Here is a 25,926-nt window from a genome sequence, read left to right on the forward strand (position 1 = left end):
CATTGAAATCCTATGGAAAAGCCTTTAATATTAGTTACCAATGACGACGGAATCAATGCTCCGGGAATACGTCAGTTGATTGATATTATGAATGAAATCGGTGAAGTATATGTTGTTGCTCCGGATAAGCCTCAAAGTGGAATGGGACATGCAGTAACCATTCATTCCACTATTCGTGCAGAAAAAATGTATATTGAAAATGATACCCGAAGAGAATGGGCTTGTAGCGGTACCCCTGTGGATTGTGTGAAATTAGCCATTGATCAATTATTACCCCGAAAACCGGATATTTGTGTCTCAGGAATTAATCACGGTTCCAATTCCTCAATTAATGTAATTTATTCCGGAACGATGTCTGCTGCCATTGAAGGAGGTATTGAAGGAATTCCTTCCGTTGGTTTTTCTCTTTGCGATTTTTCGTATACTGCAAATTTCAAAGCAGCCAGAAAACATATAAAATCTATATGTGAAAATATTTTAAAGTATGGATTACCGGAAGGGGTCGTTCTCAACGTAAATATTCCTAAAGCCGAAGAAAAAGATATTAAAGGAATTAAAATTTGCAGACAGGCAAATGCTCATTGGGACGAAGAGTTTGACCGTCGGATTGATCCTAAAGGCAAAACTTATTATTGGATGACAGGTAATTGGTGCAATTCAGATAAGGGAGATGACACGGACGAATGGGCATTAGATAATAATTTTATAAGTATAGTTCCCGTTCAATTTGATTTAACAGCTTACCATTTTATGGAAAAAATTAAACAATGGAATTTTGAAATAAAATAACATAATTTTAAATCAACTTTAAAAAAGAAATATTTCAAATGATAGTTGTTATCGGTATATGTATTTTTGCTATTTCGGGGATAATTCTTTTTGCTATATTGAATAATAAAAAATAGCTTCTATATTAAGTTTTTCTCTTAAACTATTTAAGATTATATTGATATTAAGGATTATTTTGCAATAGTTTATTAAATTCTTTCTTAAAATCAACTTTTTGTATTTCTTCCTCTACTTTAGGAAATAAGAATATTTTATCGAATATACCTAATCCAATAGTTTTCCATTGATCATGATATAAGATTTGAATGGTAGAAAACAGATAATAATTTTCTCTTCGTATATGAGTATCCATCATGTAAGTAACGATCTTATCACTGATAACGGGAATAATATTCTTACTAAATTCAGCTAGAAATTTAAGATTAGGATCTTTGTTTTCATTTAGTTCATCCCCCATTTTCTGATCCATAATGGACGTTAATTTATCTTTAATAAATGCTTGGTGCATTTCTTTGTCCGGATTAGTAAAAAAAAGACTACCATTTAGTAGTATAATAACAAAAATAAATAAATACCTTAATTTCATAATTCTTCAAATTAACAGTTACAAAGGTAAACTAAAAATTATATAAAACTATTTTATTGTTCTGAATAACAAATAAGTAATATAAAATTTTATATAAAAAATCACCTTCTTCATTTAAATAAAACTCATATTTTTGTGTAAATATTATTCGGAAATGGGCAATTATAATTTTGATCAAATCATAGATAGAAAAAATACAGATTCACTTAAATTTGGAGTACTTAAAGAAAGATTTGGAAGAGATGATCTTATCCCTCTTTGGGTTGCAGATATGGATTTTCAATCTCCAAAGGAACTTGTTGATGCTATGGTTGAAAGGTCAAAGAATGGAATTTTTGGATATCCTTATGTTTCCAATGAATACTATCAATCAATCTGTAATTGGCAATGGAAACAACATCAATGGAAAGTAAGCAAAGAAGAAATTAGTTATTTACCCGGAGTAGTCAAAGGAATTGCTTTTGCTATAGATGTCTTTTCAGAAAAAGGAGACCAAATTATAATTCAACCGCCCGTTTATCATCCTTTTCGCATTATAACCCAATTACATGACAGAGAAGTGGTTACCAACCCCTTACTTTTAGAAGGAGATCAATACAGAATGGATTTTGAGGGTTTGGAAAAATTAATGACTACCAAATGTAAAATTTTATTACTATCAAATCCCCACAATCCCGGAGGCAGAGTTTGGAGTCGAGATGAGTTGAAAAAACTTGCTGAAATTTGCTATAAAAATAAAGTTCTGGTTATCTCGGATGAGATACACTCTGACTTAGTTCTATTTGGAAATAAGCATGTTCCTTTTGCAACAGTTTCAGAAGAAGCAGAACTAAACAGCATTACCCTAAGTGCCCCTTCAAAAACGTTCAATATAGCCGGTTTGGTTACCTCCTACTCCATTATTAAAAACAAAAATTTAAGAGAGCTTTATCATAAATATTTGGTTAGCAATGAATTGAATCAAGGAAGTATATTTGCCTATCTTGCCATACAAATTGCGTATGAAAAAGGGGAAGAATGGATGAATCAATTAAAAAAGTACATTGAAGAAAATACTAAATATGTAGACCAATTCCTAAAATCAAACTGTTCAAAAATCAAAGTAATCATACCGGAAGCATCTTTTCTTATATGGCTGGATTGTAGAGAATTAAAATTATCTCAAAAAGAATTGAATTCGTTTTTTATAGAGAAAGCTCGTTTAGCATTAAATGATGGGGCTATGTTTGGTAAGGAAGGTACAGGATTTATGAGGATGAACGTTGGATGTCCTCGATCTGTACTTGAAGTTGCTTTAAAACAATTATCAGATGCTGTCAGTCAATTATAATTAGGTTTATTATTTTAACTAATCATTAACTTATTTATAATTAAAATAAATTAGTAGTTAACTTTTTACTTTTCGATCACATTATCAGCATGTTAGATTATATTATATATATACATGTTAAAAATCATATAAATAAAAAATGATAAATTATCTAGTTTTATCCTTGAAAAAGGAGTTATATGAAAAACATTTATATTATATTGTTAACTTTCATCTTATTCACGCCGATTTTTATTACATCTCAGAATGTAAGTTTACTTGCAACTACCTCAACAACTCAAGTAAATCAAAAAGCTTCTGCAAATTCTAATGAAATAAAATCAGAGGAAACTAAAAAAGAAACCATTTCTAATTCGAATGCAACCAATGAAAATAACGCACCTTTAAAATTTATCACACAACTAGGGTTATTATTAATCGTTATTTATTTTGGTATAAAAAAAGGAGGAGTTTCCTTAGGTTTATTAGGGGGATTTGGAGTGGCCATATTAGTTTTATTATTCAGAGATTCTCCCGGATTACCTCCCATTGATGTAATGCTTATAATACTTGCCGTAGTTACTGCTTCCTCAACCTTAGAGGCCACCGGTGCACTCGGTATGTTGGTGAGTTTTGCGGAAAGAATTTTACGTAAAAATCCAAAATATATTGTCTATTTAGCTCCTTTATCCACTTTCTTTCTAACCATGCTTGTAGGAACCGGTCATGCTGTATATCCATTATTACCGGTTATTTACGATGTGTCTTTTAAACAAAAAATTAGACCCGAACGACCTATGGCGGTAGCTTCCATAGCCAGTCAAATGGGAATTACAGCCAGTCCTATAGCTGCAGCAACAGCAGCTATGATCGGTGTAGCCTATAAAGCCGGAGTTACCATAAACTTAATTGACATTTTATTAGTTACCGCTCCTTCTTGTTTTTTAGGGGTGATGTTAGCTGCAACTTGGAGTTTAAACAGAGGAAAAGATCTCGATAAAGATCCTGCATTTTTAAAGAAAATGGAAGATCCTGATATGAAAGCCTATATAGTAGGTGATTTAGAAAGATCTGAAAGTACTAAACCTTCAAAAGATGCTAAAATATCATTAAGCTTATTCTTTATTGGTATCCTATTTATTATCTTAATTGCTTTATTCCCGGATTCAATTTTACCAAAAAATAACGGTAAAACCATTCCAATGACCAGCGTATTGCAATTTATCATGTTAGGAGTTGGTGCTATTATAGTCTTAATAACCGGAGTTAAAGCTAAATCTATATCGGATACTAAGGTTTTTAATGCGGGAATGATTGCTGTAATTATGATTTTTGGAATAGCTTGGATGAGTGAAACCGTAATAAAAAATAATGAATCCTACTTATTATCTTTAATAAGTGATATGGTGAAAGAACGTCCCTGGACATTTGCCATAGCCATGTTCTGTGTGTCTATGTTTTTAAAAAGTCAAGCAGCCACAATATTAGTTATGATGCCCATTGGATTTATGCTACATATACCTGTATCCATTTTAATCGGATGTATCCCTGCATCGTATGCTTATTTCTTTTTTGCTTTTTATCCATCGGATTTAGCGACCATAAATTTTGATAGAACAGGAACAACCCATATCGGAAAATATATTCTTAACCATAGTTTTATGATACCGGGTTTAATCGGTGTAATTTCAGCTACAGCCATTGCTCTATTTTTATCCTATTACGTAGTTAATTAAATTAATTGCTTAACTATTTTTTCAATTTCAGGAAATTGATAAGATTTTCTATGGATGTAAAACTATATTCATTTTGATTTTTATCAAGAAGATAAAATACGGAATCTTTTTCTAAAATCTGGATGGATGCTTGATCGGAAATAACAAAATTATTTTTTACCAAAGCTTTTTTTAACCAGTATGCAGATTGAGAATTGGAAATTACTCGTACTGTTTTAGAAGTATCAGAATTGAAAAAATTATATTCATTGGCCTGATAATCAAAACGTATCGCATCGTTTACAAAATAATCATATAAGTTATATCTGTTAGCAACATCTTCTGTAAAACCTGTATGTAACAAATTATCTTTTATAAACCATAATCGGTCTGCTATAGCAAGGCCTAAGGATAAATCATGAGAAGTAAATAAAATAGATTTACCCTGATCGTGGGCATACATTTTAATTATTTTCATTATTTCTAATTTATTAGCTATATCTAAATGTGAGGTAGGTTCATCTAAAATTAATATTGGACAATTTTGAACTAAAGCTCTGGCAATCATCACCTTTTGAAGATTACCATCCGAAAGTTTAGTTATATTATATTCTCTATATTGGCTAAGATTCAACAGGTGCAGTATATCGTCAATCGCTTCAATCTCTTTTTTTGTAAGGTTTTGATACCATTTTTTATAAGGATATCTACCTAAAGCCACTAAATCAAAAACCCGTAGAGAAGGGCTGACAGGGTTTTGAGAAAGAACTATCGCAAGATATTTTCCTGTATCTATATGTGAGATTTCAGAAATATTTTTACCCTCAATTTTTATTGAGCCCTCAAGCAAAGGAAGTTCACCATAAATGGATTTTAATAAGGTAGTCTTTCCACTCCCGTTTTTTCCAGTCAAAAGTATAATTTCTCCTTTTTTCACGGTAGCATTTATCCCCGAGAGAACCGGCGTTTGATAACCTATGGATAGATTATGAAATTCAAGTATAGAATTACTGTTTGTTTCCAAAGGATTAATTTTTAAATCTGTCTTTTAAAATTATAAATAATATTGTTGGTACACCAATCAAAGAGGAAAGTATATTTACAGGCAATTGCGTATAACTCATAATAAGACTTACCAATAACATAAATCCGCTGCCTATTAAAATATTTAAATTAATTTGTGCCCAAAGTGCGGAAGGATTCCAAATTTGTCTGCAAAAATGCGGAATAATAATACCTACAAATACAATCGGCCCAAGCATAGCGGTTGTACTTCCCGTGAGTAAGCAGACGGCTATCAAAATATTAATTTTAAGCTTCGCCATATTCACTCCTAAAACCTTCGCATATTCCTCTCCCATGAGATAACCTATTAATTTTTTTACCGACATAAAAGCCGGAAGTAGTCCCAGTATCGTGCAAATTGTAAAAACTGAAATTTGATTTCCGGATAATCCTTCAAATGAACCAAAAGACCAATATACGTATTGTTTCAGGGATTCAGATTGTGAGTAAAATTGTAAAGTACTGATTAATGACCCACAAAAAGAGGATAAAAGAAAACCAATAATAATAAATGTGGATATATTCTTAATTTCTTTGGATACAAACAATAACAGGAGTGAAGTAAGCAAGGCACCTGTAAAAGCACTTATGATAAGTAACCAACCCTCTATCCATTGATATTGAAGAAAGAAAAGTCCTCCACCCAAAAAAATAAGCAATGCTACGGCTAAAGCTGAAGCAGATGTAATTCCTAAGACGGAAGGTTCTGCTAAAGGATTTTTAAAAAGTTCTTGAAGTAAAAATCCGCTAACGGGTAATGATATCCCTGCTAATACTACAGCTACCGCCCTATAAAATCGATACGATATAATTAACTTTTTAGTTTCTTCTTGAGTAAAAAAAAGATCGTATAAAGAAATATTTTCAAATCCTGTCAATAAATTAATAAGAAATAAGAATATACAACTTAGTAAAAGTAAAACTAAAAGTAGTATAAATCTTTTTGAAAACATAAATACAAATATAAAAACTACTCGACCATTTGTAGTGAATAATCTAGTAAATTCTGTTATCAAATTAGTATTTTTGCATTGAATTTTAACTTTATGCCTGAATATATTGATTTTTTTGTTGAATTATTAGGACCTGAACATTGTTTCTACGATGAACAAAGTCTTGAATTTTATTCCTATGATCATACCGAAAATTTAAGTTTTAAACCTATGTTGGTTGTTAAACCTGAAAATTCGGAAGAAATTTCTCAAATAGTTAAATTCTGCAATGAAAAGACGATACCTATTACAACTAGATCCGGGGGGACCGGACTAATGGGAGGAGCTTTACCTATACATGGAGGAATTGTTTTATCCATGGAAAGACTTAATAAAATTATTAAAATCGATATTCAGAACTACCAAGCTGTTGTAGAAGCAGGAGTTATCAATTATCAACTTCAACAAGCCTTAGAACCACACGGTTTATTTTACGGTCCCGATCCTTCAAGTTGGGGCAGTTCCTATATAGGAGGAAATATTGCTACCAATGCAGGAGGATTACGAGCGGTGAAATATGGAGTCACTTCTGCTTCCGTATTGAATTTAGAAGTAGTTCTCCCTAATGGAGAAATTATATGGACAGGTGCTAATACGCTTAAAAATTCAACCGGGTATAATTTAACCCAATTGTTTATAGGCAGCGAAGGTACGTTAGGTATAGTTACCAAAGCCGTTTTGAAAGTTCTTACAAAACCCAAAACTGATATTACACTGCTTATTCCTTTCCACAATTTAGAGGATTCGGCAAAGGCTGTAACGGAAATTTTTAAAAGCGGTTTACTACCCTGTTCACTTGAACTTATGGAAAGAAATGCTTTGGAACAAACCTTATTGCATTTAGATGAAAACTCTATTATCTTACAGGAAAATGTACAAGCTCATCTATTAATAAATTTCGACGGAAATTCTCAAGAAGAATTATTACCATTACTTGAACAAACCATAGCGGTTGTTGAATCGTTTCCGACAGAAGAAATTTACTTTGCCGATAATGAAACAGATAAAAACCGTTTATGGGAATTAAGAAGAAAAGTTGCTGAAATTGTAAAATCAAACGGGTATACTATTGAAGAAGATACGGTTGTACCAAGGGCTGAATTACCTAATTTGATAAAATTTGCTCATCAATTAGCAAAAAAAAATGAATGTAAAGTAGTTTGTTACGGTCACGCTGGAGATGGAAATCTACACATTAGATTCAATCATCCGAAATATAAAAATTCGTATAATAATCCGGTTATTCGCGCTATGCTTTTTGAATTATTTGAGTATATCCATTCTCTTGGGGGAACAATTTCAGGAGAACATGGCATTGGATTGCTTCAAAAACCATTCTTGCCTATAGTTTTTTCAAAGGCTAATTTGCAAATCCAAAAAAACATAAAGAAAGCCCTTGACCCTAAAAATATTATGAATCCTGGAAAATTAATCCCCGATTAAAATAATCCAAATTCTATTTATGTAACAAAATTTTTAATGTAATTACTTATAATTTAATAACTAAATCTGTGAAAAAAATCGAATTAGAATTTTCGAAATTAATTGAAAAAAATCAGGGAATCATTCATAAAGTTTGCCGAATTTATACAAACAATGAAGAAGATTCTCAAGATTTATTTCAAGAAATTCTATTACAACTTTGGAAATCCTATAAAAGTTTTCAAGGAAATTCTAAATTCACTACATGGATGTACAGAGTTGCACTAAACACGGCTATCACACTTTTTAGAAAATCAACTAAAACCATCAATACCCAAGAAATTGATAACACCTTATATAAAATATCTGAAAATGATGATTTTAGTGAAAAGCAAGAACAAATCAACAAGCTTTATGAGGCTATTAAAAAACTTTCTGAAATAGAACGAGCGTTAGTGTTGCTATATTTAGAAGATTTATCTTACAGAGAAATTTCCGAGACTTTGGGTATTACAGAAGTTAATGCACGAGTAAAGATGAATCGCGTGAAAACCAAATTAAAAGAAATAATGAACAAAAATGAAGAATGAATTGGATATAGACAGTCTAAAAAAATCTTGGCAGAAGCAAAGTGAGACCAATCAATATTCTCAGGCAGAATTATTATTGATGCTTAATAAAAAATCTCGTAATAATGTAAAATACATTGTAATCATTAGTGTTATTGAATTTATAATTTTAATGACCTCTCTACTGTTTACAGCAGCGGATATGAACCTTATCATGCCTAATTTGGGGGGAGAAGCTCTAAAGGTTTACATTCGTAACTACCACATTAGCAGATTGCTTATCTATTTTAATCTCATAACTTCCATTGGATTTATATTTTATTTTTACAGATGTTATAAAAAAATTGATCTCCTGTATTCAACCAAAGATTTAATCAATAATATATTACGATTTAGAAAAAGCGTTAATTGGTTCATCTGCATTAATATTTTGCTGGGAGTATTGATACTTATTTTAACCGGCTTTTATGAATTTATGTACGGAAAAAGATTGGGACGAGGTTTCAATTCTACAGATATTTTAAATATTGATCAAATAAGACTTAATTTCTCTTATCCTGAAAATATATTTGTTTTTATTATCATTTGCATAATTTTATTTTTAATAATTATTGCCTACTATTTATTAATTTATGGAATATTACTAAAAAAATTAAAGAAAAATTTAAACGAAATTAAAAAATTGGAAAAAGACAATCAATAATTTATTTTAAAAACACAAGAGGTAGACAAATAGTCTACCCTATTACAAAATCATATACAATATACTATTTGTGTATGATTTTTTTTATAAATGAAAAATCGTATTTTTGCACATATTTAGTTGGAAGTAGATGAATCAAAGTACTCAATATACCGAGGATAACATAAAAACTCTTGAATGGCAAGAGCATATTCGTATCCGTCCGGGAATGTATATTGGAAAATTAGGTGACGGATCTTCCCCGGATGATGGTATCTATATTCTCTTAAAAGAAATAATCGATAATTCTATCGATGAATATGTTATGGGAGCAGGAAAAAAAATTGATCTTTCCCTTGATAATACCATCATAAAAATACGAGATTACGGAAGAGGTATTCCTTTAGGAAAAATGGTTGATGCCGTTTCTAAAATGAATACGGGAGGAAAATATGATTCCAGAGCCTTTAAAAAATCCGTTGGATTGAATGGAGTGGGTACAAAAGCCGTAAATGCGTTATCCTCCTATTTTAAGGTTAAATCCATACGCGACGGAGTTTCACGATATGCTGAATTTTCAAAAGGTGTACTGACATACGAAAGCCCTGAAACAGAATCCAAAGAAAGAAAAGGTACCGAAATTTCTTTTGAACCTGATTCTTCCATATTCGGAAACTTCAAGTTCAGGAAAGAATATATAGACAAAATGCTAAAAAACTATGTCTATCTTAATCCCGGACTGAAAATTTTCTTTAATGGAGAAGAATACTATTCTGAAAATGGTTTGCAAGATTTACTTCAAGATAATATTGAGGGAGAAACGATTTATCCTATCATTCATTTAAAAGATGAAGATATTGAAGTAGCTTTCACTCACAGCGAACGTTCTCAATCAGAAGCATATTTTTCCTTTGTAAACGGTCAACATACCACACAAGGAGGAACTCATCTCAATGCTTTTAAAGAAGCCTTCGTGAAAACCATACGCGAATTTTATAATAAAAACTACGATGCATCTGATATTAGAAAATCAATAATAGCTGCGGTTTCAATTAAAATTATTGAACCGGTTTTTGAATCGCAAACTAAAACTAAATTGGGAAGTAGTGAAATGGGTCCCGATTTACCCACGATTCGAACTTTTATGAATGATTTTCTAAAAAAACATTTAGATAATTTTTTACATAAAAATCCGGAGGTGGCAGATGCTCTGCAAAGAAAAATTATAATATCTGAAAAAGAAAGGAAAGAACTTTCCGGCATTCAAAAACTGGCAAGAGAAAGAGCCAAAAAAGTAAGTTTACACAATAAAAAATTAAGAGATTGTCGTCAACATTACAATGATCAGAAGTCTCAAAGAAAATTAGAATCTACTATATTTATTACGGAAGGTGATTCAGCCTCAGGATCCATAACTAAAAGTAGAGACGTGGAAACCCAAGCGGTATTCAGCCTTCGTGGAAAACCATTGAACAGCTATGGATTGACCAAAAAAATAGTTTATGAGAATGAAGAATTTAATTTACTTCAATCTGCTTTAAATATTGAAATAAGCTTAGAAGATTTACGTTATAATAATGTAGTTATCGCAACTGATGCCGACGTTGACGGAATGCACATCCGTTTGCTTATGATAACTTTTTTCTTACAATTTTTTCCTGATTTAATAAAGAACGGACATTTATATATTCTCCAAACCCCTTTATTCAGGGTTAGAAATAAAAAAGAAACACGGTATTGTTATACAGATGAAGAGAGAATTAAAGCAATTCAAGAGTTAGGAAAAAATCCCGAAATAACTCGTTTTAAAGGATTAGGAGAAATATCACCTGACGAATTTAAAAATTTTATCGGTAAAGATATAAAATTAGAACCCGTAATGTTAAGTAAAAATACTTCTATTGAAGAACTATTGGACTTTTACATGGGAAAAAATACACAAACCAGGCAAGAATTTATAATTAATAATTTAGTAATAGATACCTTTTAGTGATATAAAAAAATTAAATATGAATAATGACTTAAAAGCTACTATTTTATGAAATTTCAAAATCCAAAAACTAAAAGTAAAATTGCAATTATTAACATTGTAATATTGATCATTTTTTTTACCAGCTTTGTATTTATCTACTTAAATGTACCTGCTTTTGGAAGAGGGGATGAACTTGTTTTATTAATAAGTCTCTTAGTACTTATTTATTTGGCCTATTTAGGTTGTCCTTTCTTTAGGTATGACAGTGACGGAGAAACTTTGATATTTCAAAATGAAAAATCTCTACCGATTGCTTTTATGGTTAAAGAATCATTATCTGACTTTCCTAAAAGAAAACTTATTAAATTTGTAATTAAAAATAAACCTTTATTCAAAAAAGTTTTAGAAATTTACATATCAAGTAAACGAGTTAGTTCGGGACAATCTAAAGTGAATTTTGATATATCTTATCTAGATTCCCGACAGATTAGAGATATACGAATTTCTCTCAATAAAGTAATTAGCGAAAATAAAAAGGAAATATATCAATAAAATTTTACACAAGCATAAAAAAACACTTTTAAACTAATAATGAACGAAGACAATCAAGAAAACGTAAATAAAAATAATCAAAACACTGAAACTATTCAAAAAATATCTGGTATGTACCAGAATTGGTTTTTAGATTATGCTTCTTATGTCATTCTTGAAAGGGCTATTCCATCCATCTTCGACGGTTTAAAACCCGTTCAAAAAAGGATCCTTCACTCAATGAGGGAATTGGAAGATGGCCGGTATAATAAGGTTGCCAATGTGGTAGGTAATACTATGAAATACCACCCACATGGAGACGCTGCTATTACCGATGCTATCGTTCAAATAGGACAAAAAGAACTATTAATTGATACCCAAGGAAACTGGGGTAATATATATACAGGAGACGGAGCAGCTGCTGCCCGTTATATTGAATCCAGACTAACTCCTTTTGCTTTGGAAGTTGTCTTTAATCCTAAAACTACGGTTTGGAAACCATCTTATGATGGACGGAATAAAGAGCCTGAAAACCTTCCTATAAAATTTCCTTTACTTTTATCTCAAGGAGTGGAGGGTATTGCTGTGGGATTATCTACTAAGATTTTACCACATAATTTTTTAGAATTAATCGATGCTTCTATTGCGATTTTAAAAGGAAAACCATTTACCTTATATCCTGATTTCCAAACAGGCGGTTTAATTGACGTTGCGAATTATAATGACGGAGAACGCGGAGGAAAAATAAGGGCTCGAGCCAGAATTTCAAATCCGGAAAAAGGTCTTCTTTTAATAAATGAAATTCCGTATGGAACTAATACAGGTTCTCTTATAGACAGTATTCTTAAAGCCAATGAGAAGGGAAAAATTAAAATAAAAAAAGTTGAAGATAATACCGCTTCTGAAGTTGAAATTTTAATACACTTACCTAACGATGTCTCTCCGGACAAGATGATTGATGCTTTATATGCATTCACAGATTGTGAAATTTCAATTTCTCCGAATGCTTGTGTCATCAATGTAGACAAACCGGAATTTTTAAGTGTTTCTGAAATTTTAAGAAGAAATACCAACCATACTGTAAATCTTCTTAAACAAGAATTAGAAATTGAACTCGGAGAATTGCAGGAACAATGGCATTTTGCTTCGTTAGAAAAAATATTTATCGAAAACAGGATCTACCATCAAATCGAAGAACTTGATAAATGGGAAGATGTGATCTCTACAATCGACGCCGGATTAAAACCTTTTACTAAACATTTGGTTAGAGAAGTTTCCGAAGACGATATTAATAAGTTAACTGAAATACGCATTAAAAGAATCACCCGCTTTGACCTGGATAAAGCAGAGGAAAATATTGCAGCATTAGATGGAAAAATAAAAGAAGTAAAACACCATTTAGATCATTTAATCCAATATGCAATTGAATACTTTACCAATATAAAGAAAAAATACGGGAAAAATAAAGAAAGAAAAACCGAAATTCGAACTTTTGATACAATCGACGCAGCAAAGGTTGCAGTTGCAAATATCAAATTCTATGTCAATCGCGAAGAAGGATTTATTGGATATTCCCTCAAAAAGGATGAATATCTTTTTGACTGTTCGGATATAGATGATATAATTGTGTTTAGAAAAGACGGGGTAATGCTGGTTACTAAAGCAGATGCTAAAACTTTTGTAGGAAAAAACATCATCCATGTAGGAATTTGGAAGAAAAATGATACCCGTACTATTTACAATATGATCTATCGTGAAGGTAAACTAGGTCCTTGGTATATGAAAAGATTTCCGGTTACCTCCATAACCAGAGATAAAGAATATAATTTAGCCTCTACCGCTAAAGGTTCAGAAGTCCAATATTTTACTGCGAATCCTAATGGTGAAGCGGAATCAGTTACCATTTTCCTTAAACCCAGCCAAAGACTTAAAAAATTAAAGTTTGACATAGATTTTTCGGAATTAGCCATTAAAGGAAGAAGCTCTAAAGGAAATTTAGTATCAAAAAATTATATAAAGAAAATTGAATTAAAAGAATCAGGTATTTCGACTTTAGCTCCTAGAAAAATATGGTTTGATGAATCCGTACAACGTTTAAACGTTGAAGGCCGCGGCAAATATTTAGGCGCTTTTAAAGGAGCCGATAAAATAGTTACCCTCTCTTCTACCGGAATTGCTAAACTTCATACTTTTGATCTTTTAAATCATTTTGATGATGAATTTTTAGTACTTGAAAAATGGAATCCGGAAAAACCGGTATGTTGTATATATTACGACGGAGATAAATCCATTTATTATATTAAACGCTTCTTATTAGATGATACCTTGAATCCGCAAGTATTTTTTATCTCAGAAAATCCAAGATCTTTTATTGAATGGGTTGGAACCGGATGGAAATTAATTGCTGAAATCAATTTTGGAAAAGATAAGAGTCCGGAAACTATTAATTTAGAAGACTTTATAGCTATTAAAGGAATTAAGGCACAAGGAAATCAAATTTCTAAAGAAAAAATAAAAAAGATAACCATTACAGAAGAACCTTCCGAACAGGAAAATGAAGCAAATGCCGATGCTGAAACTGATGAAGCCCCAACTGAATCTAAAGATTCTCAAGATGGAAACTCAGGGACAGATGGTGAACAGATAAATCTTTTCTAATAATCTGAATATTTTTTATTTTAAAAAAACAGTAAATATTTGTTTACATATTAATTTCAAATATCTTTATTAAATAATTTAATGCCTTTACCGCATACTTACTCTTAAATTCACTAGATTTGTTTAATAAATTTAAGTTAAGTTTAATTTTTAATTAAAAAAAAGAATATGGCATTTGAATTACCAAAATTACCGTATGCATACAATGCGCTAGAGCCTTATATCGATGCAAAAACCATGGAAATCCATTATACGAAACATCATGGTACATATACTACAAATTTAAATAATGCAATCGCCGGTACAGAACTTGAAAATCTACCTATAGAACAAATTATAATTAAAGGTTTTGATAAAACCCCTATAAGAAATAATGGCGGTGGTTATTTGAACCATTGTTTATTTTGGGAATGGTTAACCCCTAATGGTAAAGGTAAACCGGAAGGAAATTTAGCTGCAGCAATAAACGAATCTTTTGGATCTTTTGACGCTTTCAAAGAGGAATTTTCAAAAGCAGCAGCAGGCAGATTCGGATCCGGATGGGCTTGGTTGTTATCCAATAATGGAAAATTAAGCATTGGCTCAACGGCAAATCAAGACAATCCTTTAATGCCGGGAGTAGGTGCATCAGGAATTCCTATTCTAGGGTTAGATGTTTGGGAACATGCTTACTATCTTAACTATCAAAACAGGAGAGCAGACTACATCAGTGCTTTCTTTAACGTGGTAAACTGGGATAAAGTTTCTGAATTATTTGAATCAAGTAAATAAATCAAGTATAAAGATTTAATAAAAAGCCGTCTAAATTAGATGGCTTTTTATCTTTTAGTGAAGATTGACACCAATGCTAAAAGGAAAATAGCGCCAAGAGTGGACATAGCCAACAGGAGAGTTTTATCATTTTCATTAACCGGTATTTGAAGATATCTAAATAGCCAATTTCCTAAAAAACTACCTAAAATACCAACCATTAAATTTCCAAAACATCCAAAACCTCGACCTTTAATTAAAGTCCCTGCTAAAAAACCGGATGAAATCCCTATAAGTAATGTCCACATTATTTTATGTTCTAATTTTTTAACTTTTGTGAATTAATAATTTTTTTCCAATCTAAATATCCAAAAATTGCGATGATAAATAAAAATATAGTTAAAAGAGAATATAATAAAAGTCCTTTATGAAGTAATAATGGAACGGCTATAAAATTACTAATATTTAAAAAAATCCAATTGTCGAGTTTTCTTTTTGCTAATAGCCACATACCGGCCCATGCAAATGCGCTCACCAATGAGTCCCATACAGGAACATCTGAATTAGTGTAATTCGTTAAGAAAAAATATAAAAGAATCCATGAAAATATCACAATGCAACATGCAATTAATCTATCGTTGACAGTACATAAACTTACCGTACTACTATTCTTAGTTTTACTTGTCCATAAAAACCATCCATATATACTCATTACAAAATAATATCCTTGCAATAAAATTTCCGCATATAAACGAAAATCCCAATAAATATACATAGTTATGAGTATATTAAGTAATCCGCAAGGATACAACCAAACCTTGTTATATTTGGCGAATAAAGCTTCCGCAATACCAAAAGCTACTCCTATGGCTTCTAAAAAAGAAATTTGATAAAATTGTTGTTTTAAAATTGTCCACCATTCGTGTATTGAAACCATATTCACACCTATATGTATTTATTAGTACTTAAACATAAATTATATGTAGATATTTTATTTTCTTAGAAAGTCATGATTTTAAAATAAATTTTAAAATCAATCCGATAAATAAAACGTAGTATTCCTGATTTCGTATAGTATATTATTATTTTACCTGCAAAGATATTAAAAAGACCTACTTTAATTAGTATTCTTTTACAAATAATTAAAATATAGATTATTTCAATAATTTTTATGGCAATAAATTTGATGTGATTTAAGTTTTTAATAAGTAATATAATCCAAAAATTAGTATGATAGCAGGTATGACTAAAGAAAAAGAAAATTCAGATAACCCTATTGACATTCTAAAAAGATGTAAAATTATACGAGAAAAGCATACAAAATCAGCTTATTTAAATATAAATATTTCGGGAGAATGGAAATTATATTCAGGCGATTCAGTTCAAACTATTGATACTAAAAAACCGATCGCGCAAGGTAAAGATTACGGAACTTATCCTTTATATATATTACCATCCAAAAGAAGTTATTTTAAATTAGAGACTTCCGAAGGATCGGCTATTCTTGCGGAAACACACCTTCCGATGGAAGGAGGATATAATTTTAGAGATTTAGGAGGTTTAGAGTCTAAAGACGGAAAACGAATTAAATGGGGGAAATTATTTAGAACAGACGATTTATATAATTTAACCCATAATGATTTACTATATTTATCCAGTATCCCTATAATTACTCTGGTTGATTTCAGATGCGAAGAAGAATATAAAGCCTTACCGGACAAAATTCCTGCAGAAGTTAAAAATCATTACTATTTGTGTATTGAACCCGGTCGTTTAAAAGCATATGCTAAAAGTATTCATACGAGCAAAAATGATGTAATAAATGCTATGAAGCATTTATACAAACTTTTAGTTACAGAAGATAAATATTTAAACGCATACGAAGAATTTTTTACCTATATACAAGATCAAGAAAAATTACCGCTCCTTTTTCATTGTTCAGCAGGGAAAGATCGCACCGGATTGGCTACCGCATTGTTGCTATATGCTCTAGATATTCCTAAAGATATTATTTTAAAAGATTATTTAGCGTCGAATGATTATCTGGCGGATAAATACCATCCATTAATTGAACAAAATCCATCCAACAAATATTTATATACGGTCATACCGGAATACTTAGAAAGCGCATTAAACGAAATAGAAAATGAGTATGGATCTATTCAAAATTTTTTGATTAACAGAATGCATTTAAATATTGATAAATTGAAAAATAATTTATTGTATTAATATCTGTTTAAACTTTAGAATCAAAAATTAATTGGCAATCAACATGTATCGAATTTTAAACAGATAAGTATATAGTTTACTTACCTGTTTTTAATTAAAATGTATTAAAATTTATTCGTACAAATGGTAGAGAAAATTCTATTTATTTAGGTTGGCTTTTTGTAGACGAACGGCATTTAATATAGCTAAAAGGGCTACACCCACATCGGCAAATACAGCTTCCAATAGATGGATATCACCAAAAATTCCTAAAATCATTACAATAATTTTAATACCAAAAGCTAATATCACATTTTGCCATACAACATGTTTTGTGGCTTTACCTATTTTAACAGCCAAAGGAATTTTAGAGGTCTGATCGTCTTGAATTATGACATCGGCAACTTCGATCGTAGCATCACTGCCTAAACCTCCCATGGCTATACCTACATCACTTAAAGCAATCACCGGTGCATCATTAAATCCATCTCCCACAAATGCTACTTTACCAATTACTGTTGATTTTATTTCCTTCATTTTAGTTACCTTATCTTCCGGTAAAAGTTCACCATAGGCATGATCTATACCTAATTCCCGGGCAACTTTTTGTACGATTGTATTTTTATCACCGCTAAGAATAGTTGCCCCAATACCTAAATCATGTATTTTTTTAATATCTTGTTGAGCTCCTGATTTAATTTGATCTGCAATTTCCAAATATCCGGCGAACTTATTATTTACTGCAATTAAAACTACAGTGTTTATGATTTCTTTACAAGTATCCGGATAAGAAATGGAATAGGCATCCATTAATTTAAAATTACCTACTAACAATTCATTATCTTCTATTTCCACTTTAATCCCTTTTCCCGGAATATCTTCCATGGAAGTAATTTTTGTTACCTCAGGTTTTTGATTTACATAAGCTTGAATTGCGGTGGCAATCGGATGATTACTATGAGATTCGGCTATATTAACCCATTGTAACAATTGATTCCGATCAAAACCTTGCTCAACATGTACATTTTGAACAGAAAAATTTCCTAGAGTTAAAGTTCCTGTTTTATCAAATACAATTTGTTTGACTTCTGCCAAAATATCCAAAAAGTTGGAACCTTTAACCAAAATTCCATTTCTTGAAGCTAAACCTATGCCTCCGAAATATCCTAAAGGTATTGAGATTACCAAAGCGCATGGACAGGATATAACTAAAAATATTAAGGATCGATATAACCAAGTTTCATATTCATAGTTTGCAACAAAAAAATAAGGTAATATAAACACCAGCAAGGCAATAAAGAAAACCGCCGGAGTATAAAACTTCGCAAATTTTCTGATAAATAATTCTGTTTTCGCTTTTTGACCGGTAGCGTTTTGAACTAAATCCAATATTTTAGATAGTTTACTGTCTGAATAAGGAGTAGTAACTTTTACAAGTGAAGAAGTGTTAAGATTTATCATTCCTGCTAAAATGGTCTCCCCTTTTTCTTTACTTTGCGGGGTACTTTCCCCGGTTAACGCAGAAGTATTGAACGTAGCCGATGAAGAAAGCAATTCTCCATCCAATGCTACTTTATCTCCCGGTTTTAATTGTATAATTTCGCCTATTTGAACCTCTTTAGCTTTTACGACTTTAGTAGTTTGATTTTCAATAATTGTTGCTTCATCGGGTCTTTGATCCAATAAAGCATTAATATTTCTTTTAGCTTTAGCTACTGCCAACGATTGGAAGTTTTCTCCAATGGAATAAAATAACATAACTGCAACCGCTTCCGGATATTCTCCTATATAAAAAGCACCTACCGAAGCTAAAAACATCAACGATAGCTCATTGAAAAAATCCTTATGCTTAAATTCTTCCAACATTTCTTTAAATACAGGATACCCTACAGGCAAATAAGCTAGTATATATGCTATCAATCTAATCCAAGAATTGAAAAATGAAGTTTTAGAATAATCTAAAATGAGAGCGAGAACTAAAAGTATTGAACTTATGATGGCCGGTAAAAATAATTGAAAAATATTTATGTTGAAATCTAGTTCATGATCATGGGTATGCCCATGAGAAGGTTCATGATCTCCTTGATTAGTAATATTTTTTCTTTCGTTGTCATTACAGGCGCAACCGGGTTTATAAGAAGACATAACTATCTATATTTTTAATTATATAACAAAAATAATTCCCCTATGTTGCAATTAGATTGCAAAGTAAGAAATAGTAAAAAAATTAGAATTAGAATTCTTTCCTCTCGCCCAATCCTTGAGTTTATTTTTTTATAAATTTGCATGAAACGTAAATAGTAAAAAATGGATAAGGCAGAACTTTTGGCCAAGCTAAATGAATCTTCACCAAATACATTAATTGATACCTTAGGGATTGTATACACAGATTTTACAGGAGATACTTTAACTGCAGAAATGAAAGTTAATTCCCGGGTATACCAACCGATAGGATTTTTACATGGTGGAGCCTCATTAGCTCTTGCTGAAACTGTTGGTTCGGTTTTATCTATTACTACGGTTGATCCTTCAAAATACTATGTTTTTGGAACGCAAGTAAACGGGTATCATTTAAAATCTGTTAAAAACGGAAAAATTTCAGCTACAGCCCAATTTATCAACAAAGGAAATACATCCCATGTAGTTGAAATTAATATTTTTTGTACGGATGATGAGGGAAATACCTTTAAAAATTGTTATGTTACCATGACAAATCGCATTGTTCCTAAAAATAATTTTGAATAATGGTACTTTCTGAAACAGTTAAAAATTGCATTAAAAAAAATATTCCTTTTGCTTTTATTCGACTTCCTAAAGACAAGAAAATATTTTTAATTAAAAAGGAAGAGGGTGGCTTATATGAATATTCTTTTCAATCTTTTGATAATTCAAAGAAATATACTTTCCATTTTTCAACATTTACAGAGGTAAAAGATTTATTATCATCAAATGACCTTATATTTCCTCTACCTAACAATGAAAATACAAAGGTTATTTCAGAACATGAATATTTAAATCTTCTTCAACGGACCATTCATTATATTCAACAAAAACAAACAGATAAAATTGTAATTTCTCGCGAAAAATGGATCGATAAGGATAAGATCAATCCTTTCAAATCGTTTTTGTTTTTATGTGAAAAATATCCATCCTCCTTTTGCCAGGTAAGCTATTGGAATCAAAATGAAATTTGGATGGGGGCTACTCCTGAAATCTTAGGTTCTTTTGAAAATTCTTTATTTACAACGATGGCACTTGCCGGAACATTACCGGATATTGATTCTGTTCAGTGGGAAAGCAAAGAAATAGAAGAGCAAAAATATGTCACAGATTATATTTGTGAAAAAATTAAAGCCTTTACTTCGAATTTAACGATAAAAGGTCCTGAAACACTTCATTTAGGGCTTGTTAAACATTTGGTAACCTATCTTTCAGCAGAATTAAATACTTCTGATCAATTATCTCAATTGATAGCAGATTTGCATCCTACACCTGCCGTTTGTGGAATTCCGTTAAATAAAAGTAGAAATTACATTTTGGAGAATGAAGGATATAATCGTGATTTTTATGCAGGATATATAGGATTGGAAACTCAGAAATTTAAAAAGTATTTCGTTAATTTACGATGTGCTAAACTATATGCTAATGGAGCTTTACTTTATGTTGGTGGTGGTATTACAGCGCAAAGTAATCCGCAAAAAGAATGGACGGAAACGGAATTAAAAGCTAAATTTATTGGTGAAAGTCTTTAAATACCTTCTTATGCTTAATCAAAAAGGTTGAGTTGGTTTTTATCTATTTTTTTAGTTACAGATTTATTAGTTTTCTTGCCGGTTTTTTTTATAAGACTGCTGTTTTCAACGGCGTCTCCATATATGGTTTTACCACCGTATTTCCAAGAATTTTTACGTTCATTTTCAATCCATTCATTAAAATTGTTATTGGGTTTAAAATTCTTTTCAATTTCCATAGATACTTTGGAAAGATTTTTCAATGCTTCCAATTTATCGGTATCTCCTAATTTAGATCGTTGCAATGCTTTATCAAAAATTTCAATGGTTTCATCATATACTCGAGTGGGTACAGGAAAAGGATGTCCGTCTTTTCCTCCGTGTGCAAAAGAAAATCGGGCGGGATCTGAAAATCTGGAAGGAGTGCCATGTATAACCTCACTTACTAATGTCAACGATTGAAGCGTTCTGGGTCCTACTCCATTCAAAAGCAACAGAGACTCCACATCTTGAACATCTGTTTCATGAGCAAGTACCAAAGCAGCGCCCAATCTTTTTAAATTGACGTCTTTTTCGCGTACCTCATGATGAGAAGGCAATATAAGGGATATTTCTTTCATTAAACGATCCGGATTTTCCTTAGTTAGTTCCAAAATTCCCTTTTTGGTTGTAGAAGCATCCTTATCGGTTAGATTAAGGATTTCTCCTTTGTTTTTACCATAAATAAAAGTATGGGGAGTTTCCGTAAAGGATTGAACTGAGGAAGACATCCAATGATACCTTCTTGCCAATTTATCGTTGATATTCATTCCTTGCTGTACGACCGTCCAATCACCATCTGTAGTAACTACAAAGGAATGTAAATATATTTGGAAACCATCTTGAACCGCACAATTATCAACCTTTGCTACCAATCTGCTCTTAGTAATGAGTTCATTTCCATCTAAACCGGTTTTATCGGCAATATGAAGTAATTCCGTTGGAGTATTTCGTGAAGATTTTCCCCTGCCCCCGCATACATAAATACCAAGTTCCGAGGATCTTTGATTTATTGCTTTCTTCAAAGCATTCATAACGGAAGTGGTTATTCCTGAAGAATGCCAATCCATTCCTAAAACACATCCTAAAGATTGAAACCAAAACGGATCGCTTAATTTTTGTAAGAAAGTTTTTCTTCCGTATTCTTGAACTATAGCCTCTACAATCGCTCCACCTAATAAAGCCATTCTTTTAGCTAACCAGGCGGGAACTGTTCCATAGTGTAAAGGTAAATCTGCATATCCCTTCTTCATATAGTAAATATAGTGAAAATTAAATTAATTAACTCATTTACTGCACTTTTTCCTTATAATTATAATTAAATGATAGTAATTGCGCGGATAACTTTAATTTAAACAATTTTTAACTAAAAGTTTTTCAGCAATCATATTACTTAAAACTTCTGTTCTATTTTGACCTACAATTTGAACGGTTACACTTCCGTCAAACTCTTCAACTGATTCAATCTGAAATTTAATTCCTAAATTGAAATTCTTAGAATTCAAATATTTTAAAAATTCTTTAGAACTGTGAATTATAGCGGATAATTCCACAATTTCTCCAATCTGATATTCATTTAACTTTTTAAAACGTCCCCCTTCTATATTTCCTTGTTTATCCGGTATGGGTGAACCATGAGGATCGAACTTAGGATAATCTAACAATTCGTCCATTTTATTGAAAAATTTTTCTGAATGTATATGTTCGATTTGTTCGGCTACTTCATGAACATCTTCCCAACTAAATCCCATTTTTTCAACCAAATACATTTCTGTTAGACGGTGTTTCCTAAGAATTAAAGCGGCTTCTTTTTTACCTTTTTCTGTCAGTTTTAACGGTTTATAGCTCTGATAGTATACTAATCCTTTTTTCAAGAATTTTTTCATCATGCTGTTCACAGTAGGCATTTTGATATCTAAGGATTGGCTTAACGCCAAAGTAGATACTTCTCCCTTTTCGTCAGACAGATTATATAAGGCTTTTAGATAATTTTCTTCTATAGATGAGAACATTTACAAATATATTAAAATATTAATTTTTCAAGACCAAATAATTAATTTTTCCAAAATACAATCGTAAAATAAATTTGTTAGACTAATCTAATTTTTTATATTTGCGAGTCTAAAATTAATAATTATGAAAAGAGGATTGACTGTACTTTTTGCATTATCCCTTTGCACACTATATTCCCAAGAAGTTAAAGATTCTATTAAAAACTCTAAAGAAAAATCGATTGACGATGTTGTCGTGACAGGAACCTTGAAGGAAGTTAGAAAATCTGACAGCCCGGTGCCTGTTGAAATTATTACACCAAAACTATTCAAAAAAAATCCTACTCCCAGTCTTTTCGATGCCGTAGGAATGATTAACGGAGTTAAACCTCAAATAAATTGCAGCGTTTGTAATACGGGAGATATTCACATAAACGGTATGGAAGGTCCTTATACCATGATATTAATTGACGGGATGCCTATCGTTAGCGGATTAGCTACTGTTTATGGTTTAAGTGGGATTCCCAATAGTTTGGTAGAAAGAATTGAAGTAGTTAAAGGTCCCGCCTCTTCTTTATACGGCTCAGAAGCTATGGGGGGAATTATAAACGTGATCACTAAAAACCCGCAAAAAGCACCCAAGTTTGCAGCGGATATTTTCAGTACAAGCTGGGGAGAATTAAGTACGGATTTATCCTTTAAATTTAATGCCGGTAAAAAAGTAACCAGTTTACTTGGGATCAATCATTTTTATTATGATAATCCTATCGATGCCAATCACGACGGATTTACCGATTTAACTTTACAAAACAGGATATCTGTTTTTAATAAATGGAGTTTTAAACGAAAAGAAAACAGAGTTGCCAGTTTAGGGCTGCGATGGGTCAATGAAGATCGCTGGGGTGGACAAATGAACTGGAGTAAAAAATATCGGGGAAGTGACGAGGTTTACGGAGAAAGTATATATACGAAACGTGCCGAAGTGATCGGACTGTATCAATTACCTCTACATGAAAAAATATACACACAATTTTCATATAATTGGCATGACCAAAACTCATGGTATGGGAACACTCCGTATATGGCAACTCAACAAGTAGCTTTTATCCAAAGTTATTGGGATAAAACCATAAAAAATCATAACTTTTTAGCAGGAGCTTCTTTTAGATATACTTACTACGATGACAATACACCTGCGACCGCTTCTCCTGACGGCTCGAAAAACAGACCTTCAGAAACTCCGTTACCGGGATTATTTTTACAAGACGAATGGTCTATAAATACTAAAAATAAACTTTTACTAGGGTATAGATACGATAACGATAAACATCATGGAAATGTACATTCTCCCAGAATTGCCTATAAGTTTTCACCCAATTATACGAATACCTTCCGAGCCAGTTTTGGAACCGGTTTTAGAGTTGTAAATATCTTTACGGAAGATCATTCTGCTCTTACGGGAGCCAGAGATGTAGTCATCTTAAATTCTTTAAAGCCTGAACGTTCATATAACGGAAATTTGAACTATGTTAAAAAAATGATGTTCGATGATCTGAATGTAAATCTGGATATCACCGGTTTTTATTCTTATTTTACTAATAAAATTATTGGAGACTTCGATTCCGATCCTACTAAAATCATATATGATAATTTGGACGGACATGCTGTTTCGCAAGGTATATCTTTAAATACAGAATGGTCTTTTTTAATTCCTTTTAAAATTATGGCCGGTGTTACTTATATGGATGTTTACACCAAAGAAAAAGATGACAAGGGTTCTTATTTCAGAACAGATCAGCTTTATGCTCCCAAATGGTCCGGAACATTTGTTATGACTTACACATTTCCTAAAAATTATATATTGGACTTTTCCGGACAATGGAACGGAAAAATGAGGTTGCCTATCGAGCCTAATGATTTTAGAAGTGAATATTCCCCGTGGTATTGCATTGCAAATATACAAGTAACCAAGAAATTCCATAATGGAATGGAAATTTACGGAGGAATTAAAAACCTATTTAATTTTACGCCTAAAAATCCGATCATGCGTCCTTTTGACCCATTCAATAAAGAGGTAGATAATCCGATTACCAATCCTAACGGGTACACTTTTGATACTTCTTATAATTATGCCTCCTTGCAAAAATTAAGAGGATTTATGGGTATACGATATAATTTTTTCTAATTAATTTTAAAGACAGAAAAAAAGTAAATTTCATATAAAATAGATCGCATACATATTTTGTTAAAATAAGAAGATCATATTTATTTTTATGGTAAATTAGCACTTTCATAAAAAATAACTATGATCGTCTTACCTTGTTTTTATTTTCCTCCTGTTTCTTATTTTGAAAAATGGATCCATTCGGAAAAGATCTATTTGGAACAGTGGGAAAATTTTCCTAAACAAACTTATCGTAATCGTTGCATTGTTCAAGGAGCTAATGGAAAATTGCCTCTTATTGTTCCTATTGAACATTCCGGAGCCAGAATTATAAAAGATATTAAGATTTCCTATGCTTCTTCATGGCAAAAATTACACAGTAAATCATTACAATCTGCATATCAAAGTTCCCCTTACTTTGAATATTACGAAGATAAGCTAATCCAATTATTGGAAAAAAAAGAAACCTTTTTATTAGATTTAAATCTAAACACATTAGAATGGGCATGTTCTATCCTAAAGTTGAATTGTTCGTACGAACTCACGGATGAATATGTAAAAAATCCTCTGTTTACCGATGCGCGAGAAGCGTTCAATGCTAAAAAAGAAAGTCCTTATAAAAATAAAAAATACATTCAGGTATTTTCAGACCGATTCGAGTTTATGAATGATCTTTCCATACTAGATCTTATATGCAATCTTGGCCCGAAATCTGCTAGTTACCTTACTAATGTCGAATAAATAAATAATTTT

Annotated in this window: 23 protein-coding genes; 15 read left to right on the forward strand and 8 right to left on the reverse strand. The window is 31.5% G+C overall.

Annotated elements, in window-relative coordinates:
* Window positions 1-12: 12 nt before the first annotated feature.
* Window positions 13-789, forward strand: a complete 777-nt coding sequence (gene surE / locus C4S75_RS08330; RefSeq protein WP_105297836.1) for a 5'/3'-nucleotidase SurE — start codon at window positions 13-15, stop codon at window positions 787-789.
* A gap of 163 nt (window positions 790-952) precedes the next feature.
* On the opposite strand, the gene C4S75_RS08335 is transcribed toward surE, so the two are convergent.
* A complete protein-coding gene (locus C4S75_RS08335) occupies window positions 953-1,375 on the reverse strand; it encodes a DUF4359 domain-containing protein (protein ID WP_105297837.1) in 423 nt (140 codons plus the stop codon).
* A 154-nt stretch (window positions 1,376-1,529) separates the two neighbouring features.
* Here C4S75_RS08335 and C4S75_RS08340 point away from each other — a divergent pair, with 154 nt between their 5' ends.
* Together C4S75_RS08340 and C4S75_RS08345 are read left to right on the forward strand one after the other, a co-directional pair.
* Window positions 1,530-2,705, forward strand: a complete 1,176-nt coding sequence (locus tag C4S75_RS08340) for a MalY/PatB family protein (RefSeq protein ID WP_105297838.1) — start codon at window positions 1,530-1,532, stop codon at window positions 2,703-2,705.
* Between the two features lie 179 nt (window positions 2,706-2,884).
* Window positions 2,885-4,420, forward strand: coding sequence for an anaerobic C4-dicarboxylate transporter (locus tag C4S75_RS08345; RefSeq protein WP_105297839.1), 1,536 nt, complete (start codon window positions 2,885-2,887; stop codon window positions 4,418-4,420).
* Window positions 4,421-4,433: 13 nt separating this feature from the next.
* On the opposite strand, the gene C4S75_RS08350 is transcribed toward C4S75_RS08345, so the two are convergent.
* Window positions 4,434-5,423 (reverse strand): ABC transporter ATP-binding protein, encoded by a 990-nt coding sequence (locus tag C4S75_RS08350; RefSeq protein ID WP_158254241.1) that lies wholly within the window; start codon window positions 5,421-5,423, stop codon window positions 4,434-4,436.
* Window positions 5,424-5,427: 4 nt separating this feature from the next.
* Window positions 5,428-6,417, reverse strand: coding sequence for an iron ABC transporter permease (locus C4S75_RS08355; RefSeq protein ID WP_105297841.1), 990 nt, complete (start codon window positions 6,415-6,417; stop codon window positions 5,428-5,430).
* Window positions 6,418-6,510: 93 nt separating this feature from the next.
* Here C4S75_RS08355 and C4S75_RS08360 point away from each other — a divergent pair, with 93 nt between their 5' ends.
* The 7 genes from C4S75_RS08360 (at window position 6,511) to C4S75_RS08390 (ending at window position 15,061) form a co-directional block, all read left to right on the forward strand.
* The gene (locus tag C4S75_RS08360) at window positions 6,511-7,899 is read left to right on the forward strand and encodes an FAD-binding oxidoreductase (RefSeq protein ID WP_105297842.1); all 1,389 of its coding nucleotides are present in this window, start codon (window positions 6,511-6,513) and stop codon (window positions 7,897-7,899) included.
* A gap of 68 nt (window positions 7,900-7,967) precedes the next feature.
* On the forward strand, window positions 7,968-8,468 hold the full coding sequence (locus tag C4S75_RS08365; protein ID WP_105297843.1) for an RNA polymerase sigma factor: 501 nt from the start codon (window positions 7,968-7,970) through the stop codon (window positions 8,466-8,468).
* Entirely contained in the window at window positions 8,458-9,150 is a 693-nt protein-coding gene (locus C4S75_RS08370; protein ID WP_105297844.1) for a hypothetical protein, read from the forward strand. Before C4S75_RS08365 ends, C4S75_RS08370 begins: the two co-directional genes overlap by 11 nt.
* A 130-nt stretch (window positions 9,151-9,280) precedes the next feature.
* On the forward strand, window positions 9,281-11,119 hold the full coding sequence (locus C4S75_RS08375; RefSeq protein ID WP_105297845.1) for a DNA topoisomerase IV subunit B: 1,839 nt from the start codon (window positions 9,281-9,283) through the stop codon (window positions 11,117-11,119).
* Window positions 11,120-11,167: 48 nt separating this feature from the next.
* Window positions 11,168-11,653: a hypothetical protein gene (locus tag C4S75_RS08380; protein WP_105297846.1), complete on the forward strand. Its 486-nt coding sequence runs from the start codon at window positions 11,168-11,170 to the stop codon at window positions 11,651-11,653.
* Between the two features lie 39 nt (window positions 11,654-11,692).
* A complete protein-coding gene (locus C4S75_RS08385; RefSeq protein WP_105297847.1) occupies window positions 11,693-14,290 on the forward strand; it encodes a DNA gyrase/topoisomerase IV subunit A in 2,598 nt (865 codons plus the stop codon).
* A 168-nt stretch (window positions 14,291-14,458) separates the two neighbouring features.
* Window positions 14,459-15,061 (forward strand): superoxide dismutase, encoded by a 603-nt coding sequence (locus C4S75_RS08390; RefSeq protein ID WP_105297848.1) that lies wholly within the window; start codon window positions 14,459-14,461, stop codon window positions 15,059-15,061.
* Window positions 15,062-15,108: 47 nt separating this feature from the next.
* Here the strand turns inward: C4S75_RS08390 and C4S75_RS08395 are convergent, their stop codons facing one another.
* Together C4S75_RS08395 and pnuC are read right to left on the reverse strand one after the other, a co-directional pair.
* A complete protein-coding gene (locus C4S75_RS08395) occupies window positions 15,109-15,348 on the reverse strand; it encodes a GlsB/YeaQ/YmgE family stress response membrane protein (protein WP_105297849.1) in 240 nt (79 codons plus the stop codon).
* Between the two features lie 11 nt (window positions 15,349-15,359).
* The gene (gene pnuC, locus C4S75_RS08400) at window positions 15,360-15,977 is read right to left on the reverse strand and encodes a nicotinamide riboside transporter PnuC (protein WP_105297850.1); all 618 of its coding nucleotides are present in this window, start codon (window positions 15,975-15,977) and stop codon (window positions 15,360-15,362) included.
* A 293-nt stretch (window positions 15,978-16,270) separates the two neighbouring features.
* Here pnuC and C4S75_RS08405 point away from each other — a divergent pair, with 293 nt between their 5' ends.
* A complete protein-coding gene (locus C4S75_RS08405; protein WP_105297851.1) occupies window positions 16,271-17,269 on the forward strand; it encodes a tyrosine-protein phosphatase in 999 nt (332 codons plus the stop codon).
* A 138-nt stretch (window positions 17,270-17,407) separates the two neighbouring features.
* Here the strand turns inward: C4S75_RS08405 and C4S75_RS08410 are convergent, their stop codons facing one another.
* Window positions 17,408-19,393 (reverse strand): heavy metal translocating P-type ATPase, encoded by a 1,986-nt coding sequence (locus tag C4S75_RS08410; protein ID WP_105297852.1) that lies wholly within the window; start codon window positions 19,391-19,393, stop codon window positions 17,408-17,410.
* A gap of 162 nt (window positions 19,394-19,555) precedes the next feature.
* Between C4S75_RS08410 and C4S75_RS08415 the strand changes: the two genes are divergently transcribed.
* Both C4S75_RS08415 and C4S75_RS08420 read left to right on the forward strand, forming a co-directional pair.
* Window positions 19,556-19,993, forward strand: coding sequence for a hotdog fold thioesterase (locus tag C4S75_RS08415; protein WP_105297853.1), 438 nt, complete (start codon window positions 19,556-19,558; stop codon window positions 19,991-19,993).
* Complete coding sequence (locus tag C4S75_RS08420; protein WP_105297854.1) at window positions 19,993-21,000, forward strand: chorismate-binding protein; 1,008 nt, start codon at window positions 19,993-19,995, stop codon at window positions 20,998-21,000. The genes C4S75_RS08415 and C4S75_RS08420 overlap by 1 nt, the downstream gene beginning before the upstream one ends.
* 14 nt (window positions 21,001-21,014) lie before the next feature.
* Here C4S75_RS08420 and C4S75_RS08425 read toward each other — a convergent pair whose 3' ends face one another.
* Window positions 21,015-22,271 carry a DUF763 domain-containing protein gene (locus C4S75_RS08425; protein WP_105297855.1) on the reverse strand — a complete coding sequence of 419 codons (1,257 nt, stop codon included), beginning with the start codon at window positions 22,269-22,271 and terminating at the stop codon, window positions 21,015-21,017.
* A 93-nt stretch (window positions 22,272-22,364) separates the two neighbouring features.
* A complete protein-coding gene (locus C4S75_RS08430; RefSeq protein ID WP_105297856.1) occupies window positions 22,365-23,030 on the reverse strand; it encodes a metal-dependent transcriptional regulator in 666 nt (221 codons plus the stop codon).
* A 124-nt stretch (window positions 23,031-23,154) separates the two neighbouring features.
* Between C4S75_RS08430 and C4S75_RS08435 the strand changes: the two genes are divergently transcribed.
* Together C4S75_RS08435 and C4S75_RS08440 are read left to right on the forward strand one after the other, a co-directional pair.
* Window positions 23,155-25,194, forward strand: a complete 2,040-nt coding sequence (locus tag C4S75_RS08435; RefSeq protein WP_105297857.1) for a TonB-dependent siderophore receptor — start codon at window positions 23,155-23,157, stop codon at window positions 25,192-25,194.
* A 120-nt stretch (window positions 25,195-25,314) separates the two neighbouring features.
* Window positions 25,315-25,914, forward strand: coding sequence for a WbqC family protein (locus C4S75_RS08440; protein WP_105297858.1), 600 nt, complete (start codon window positions 25,315-25,317; stop codon window positions 25,912-25,914).
* Window positions 25,915-25,926: the final 12 nt, after the last annotated feature.

Source organism: Apibacter sp. wkB309, from assembly GCF_002964915.1.
Taxonomy (GTDB): domain Bacteria; phylum Bacteroidota; class Bacteroidia; order Flavobacteriales; family Weeksellaceae; genus Apibacter.

What these genes read in the sequence shown, in the direction of transcription:
- surE (WP_105297836.1), top strand. Translation starts at nt 13, where the DNA reads ATGGAAAAGCCTTTAATATTAGTTACCAATGACGACGGAATCAATGCT.
- C4S75_RS08335 (WP_105297837.1), bottom strand. Translation starts at nt 1,375, where the DNA reads ATGAAATTAAGGTATTTATTTATTTTTGTTATTATACTACTAAATGGT.
- C4S75_RS08340 (WP_105297838.1), top strand. Translation starts at nt 1,530, where the DNA reads ATGGGCAATTATAATTTTGATCAAATCATAGATAGAAAAAATACAGAT.
- C4S75_RS08345 (WP_105297839.1), top strand. Translation starts at nt 2,885, where the DNA reads ATGAAAAACATTTATATTATATTGTTAACTTTCATCTTATTCACGCCG.
- C4S75_RS08355 (WP_105297841.1), bottom strand. Translation starts at nt 6,417, where the DNA reads ATGTTTTCAAAAAGATTTATACTACTTTTAGTTTTACTTTTACTAAGT.
- C4S75_RS08360 (WP_105297842.1), top strand. Translation starts at nt 6,511, where the DNA reads ATGCCTGAATATATTGATTTTTTTGTTGAATTATTAGGACCTGAACAT.
- C4S75_RS08370 (WP_105297844.1), top strand. Translation starts at nt 8,458, where the DNA reads ATGAAGAATGAATTGGATATAGACAGTCTAAAAAAATCTTGGCAGAAG.
- C4S75_RS08375 (WP_105297845.1), top strand. Translation starts at nt 9,281, where the DNA reads ATGAATCAAAGTACTCAATATACCGAGGATAACATAAAAACTCTTGAA.
- C4S75_RS08380 (WP_105297846.1), top strand. Translation starts at nt 11,168, where the DNA reads ATGAAATTTCAAAATCCAAAAACTAAAAGTAAAATTGCAATTATTAAC.
- C4S75_RS08385 (WP_105297847.1), top strand. Translation starts at nt 11,693, where the DNA reads ATGAACGAAGACAATCAAGAAAACGTAAATAAAAATAATCAAAACACT.
- C4S75_RS08390 (WP_105297848.1), top strand. Translation starts at nt 14,459, where the DNA reads ATGGCATTTGAATTACCAAAATTACCGTATGCATACAATGCGCTAGAG.
- C4S75_RS08395 (WP_105297849.1), bottom strand. Translation starts at nt 15,348, where the DNA reads ATGTGGACATTACTTATAGGGATTTCATCCGGTTTTTTAGCAGGGACT.
- pnuC (WP_105297850.1), bottom strand. Translation starts at nt 15,977, where the DNA reads ATGGTTTCAATACACGAATGGTGGACAATTTTAAAACAACAATTTTAT.
- C4S75_RS08405 (WP_105297851.1), top strand. Translation starts at nt 16,271, where the DNA reads ATGATAGCAGGTATGACTAAAGAAAAAGAAAATTCAGATAACCCTATT.
- C4S75_RS08410 (WP_105297852.1), bottom strand. Translation starts at nt 19,393, where the DNA reads ATGTCTTCTTATAAACCCGGTTGCGCCTGTAATGACAACGAAAGAAAA.
- C4S75_RS08415 (WP_105297853.1), top strand. Translation starts at nt 19,556, where the DNA reads ATGGATAAGGCAGAACTTTTGGCCAAGCTAAATGAATCTTCACCAAAT.
- C4S75_RS08420 (WP_105297854.1), top strand. Translation starts at nt 19,993, where the DNA reads ATGGTACTTTCTGAAACAGTTAAAAATTGCATTAAAAAAAATATTCCT.
- C4S75_RS08425 (WP_105297855.1), bottom strand. Translation starts at nt 22,271, where the DNA reads ATGAAGAAGGGATATGCAGATTTACCTTTACACTATGGAACAGTTCCC.
- C4S75_RS08430 (WP_105297856.1), bottom strand. Translation starts at nt 23,030, where the DNA reads ATGTTCTCATCTATAGAAGAAAATTATCTAAAAGCCTTATATAATCTG.
- C4S75_RS08435 (WP_105297857.1), top strand. Translation starts at nt 23,155, where the DNA reads ATGAAAAGAGGATTGACTGTACTTTTTGCATTATCCCTTTGCACACTA.
- C4S75_RS08440 (WP_105297858.1), top strand. Translation starts at nt 25,315, where the DNA reads ATGATCGTCTTACCTTGTTTTTATTTTCCTCCTGTTTCTTATTTTGAA.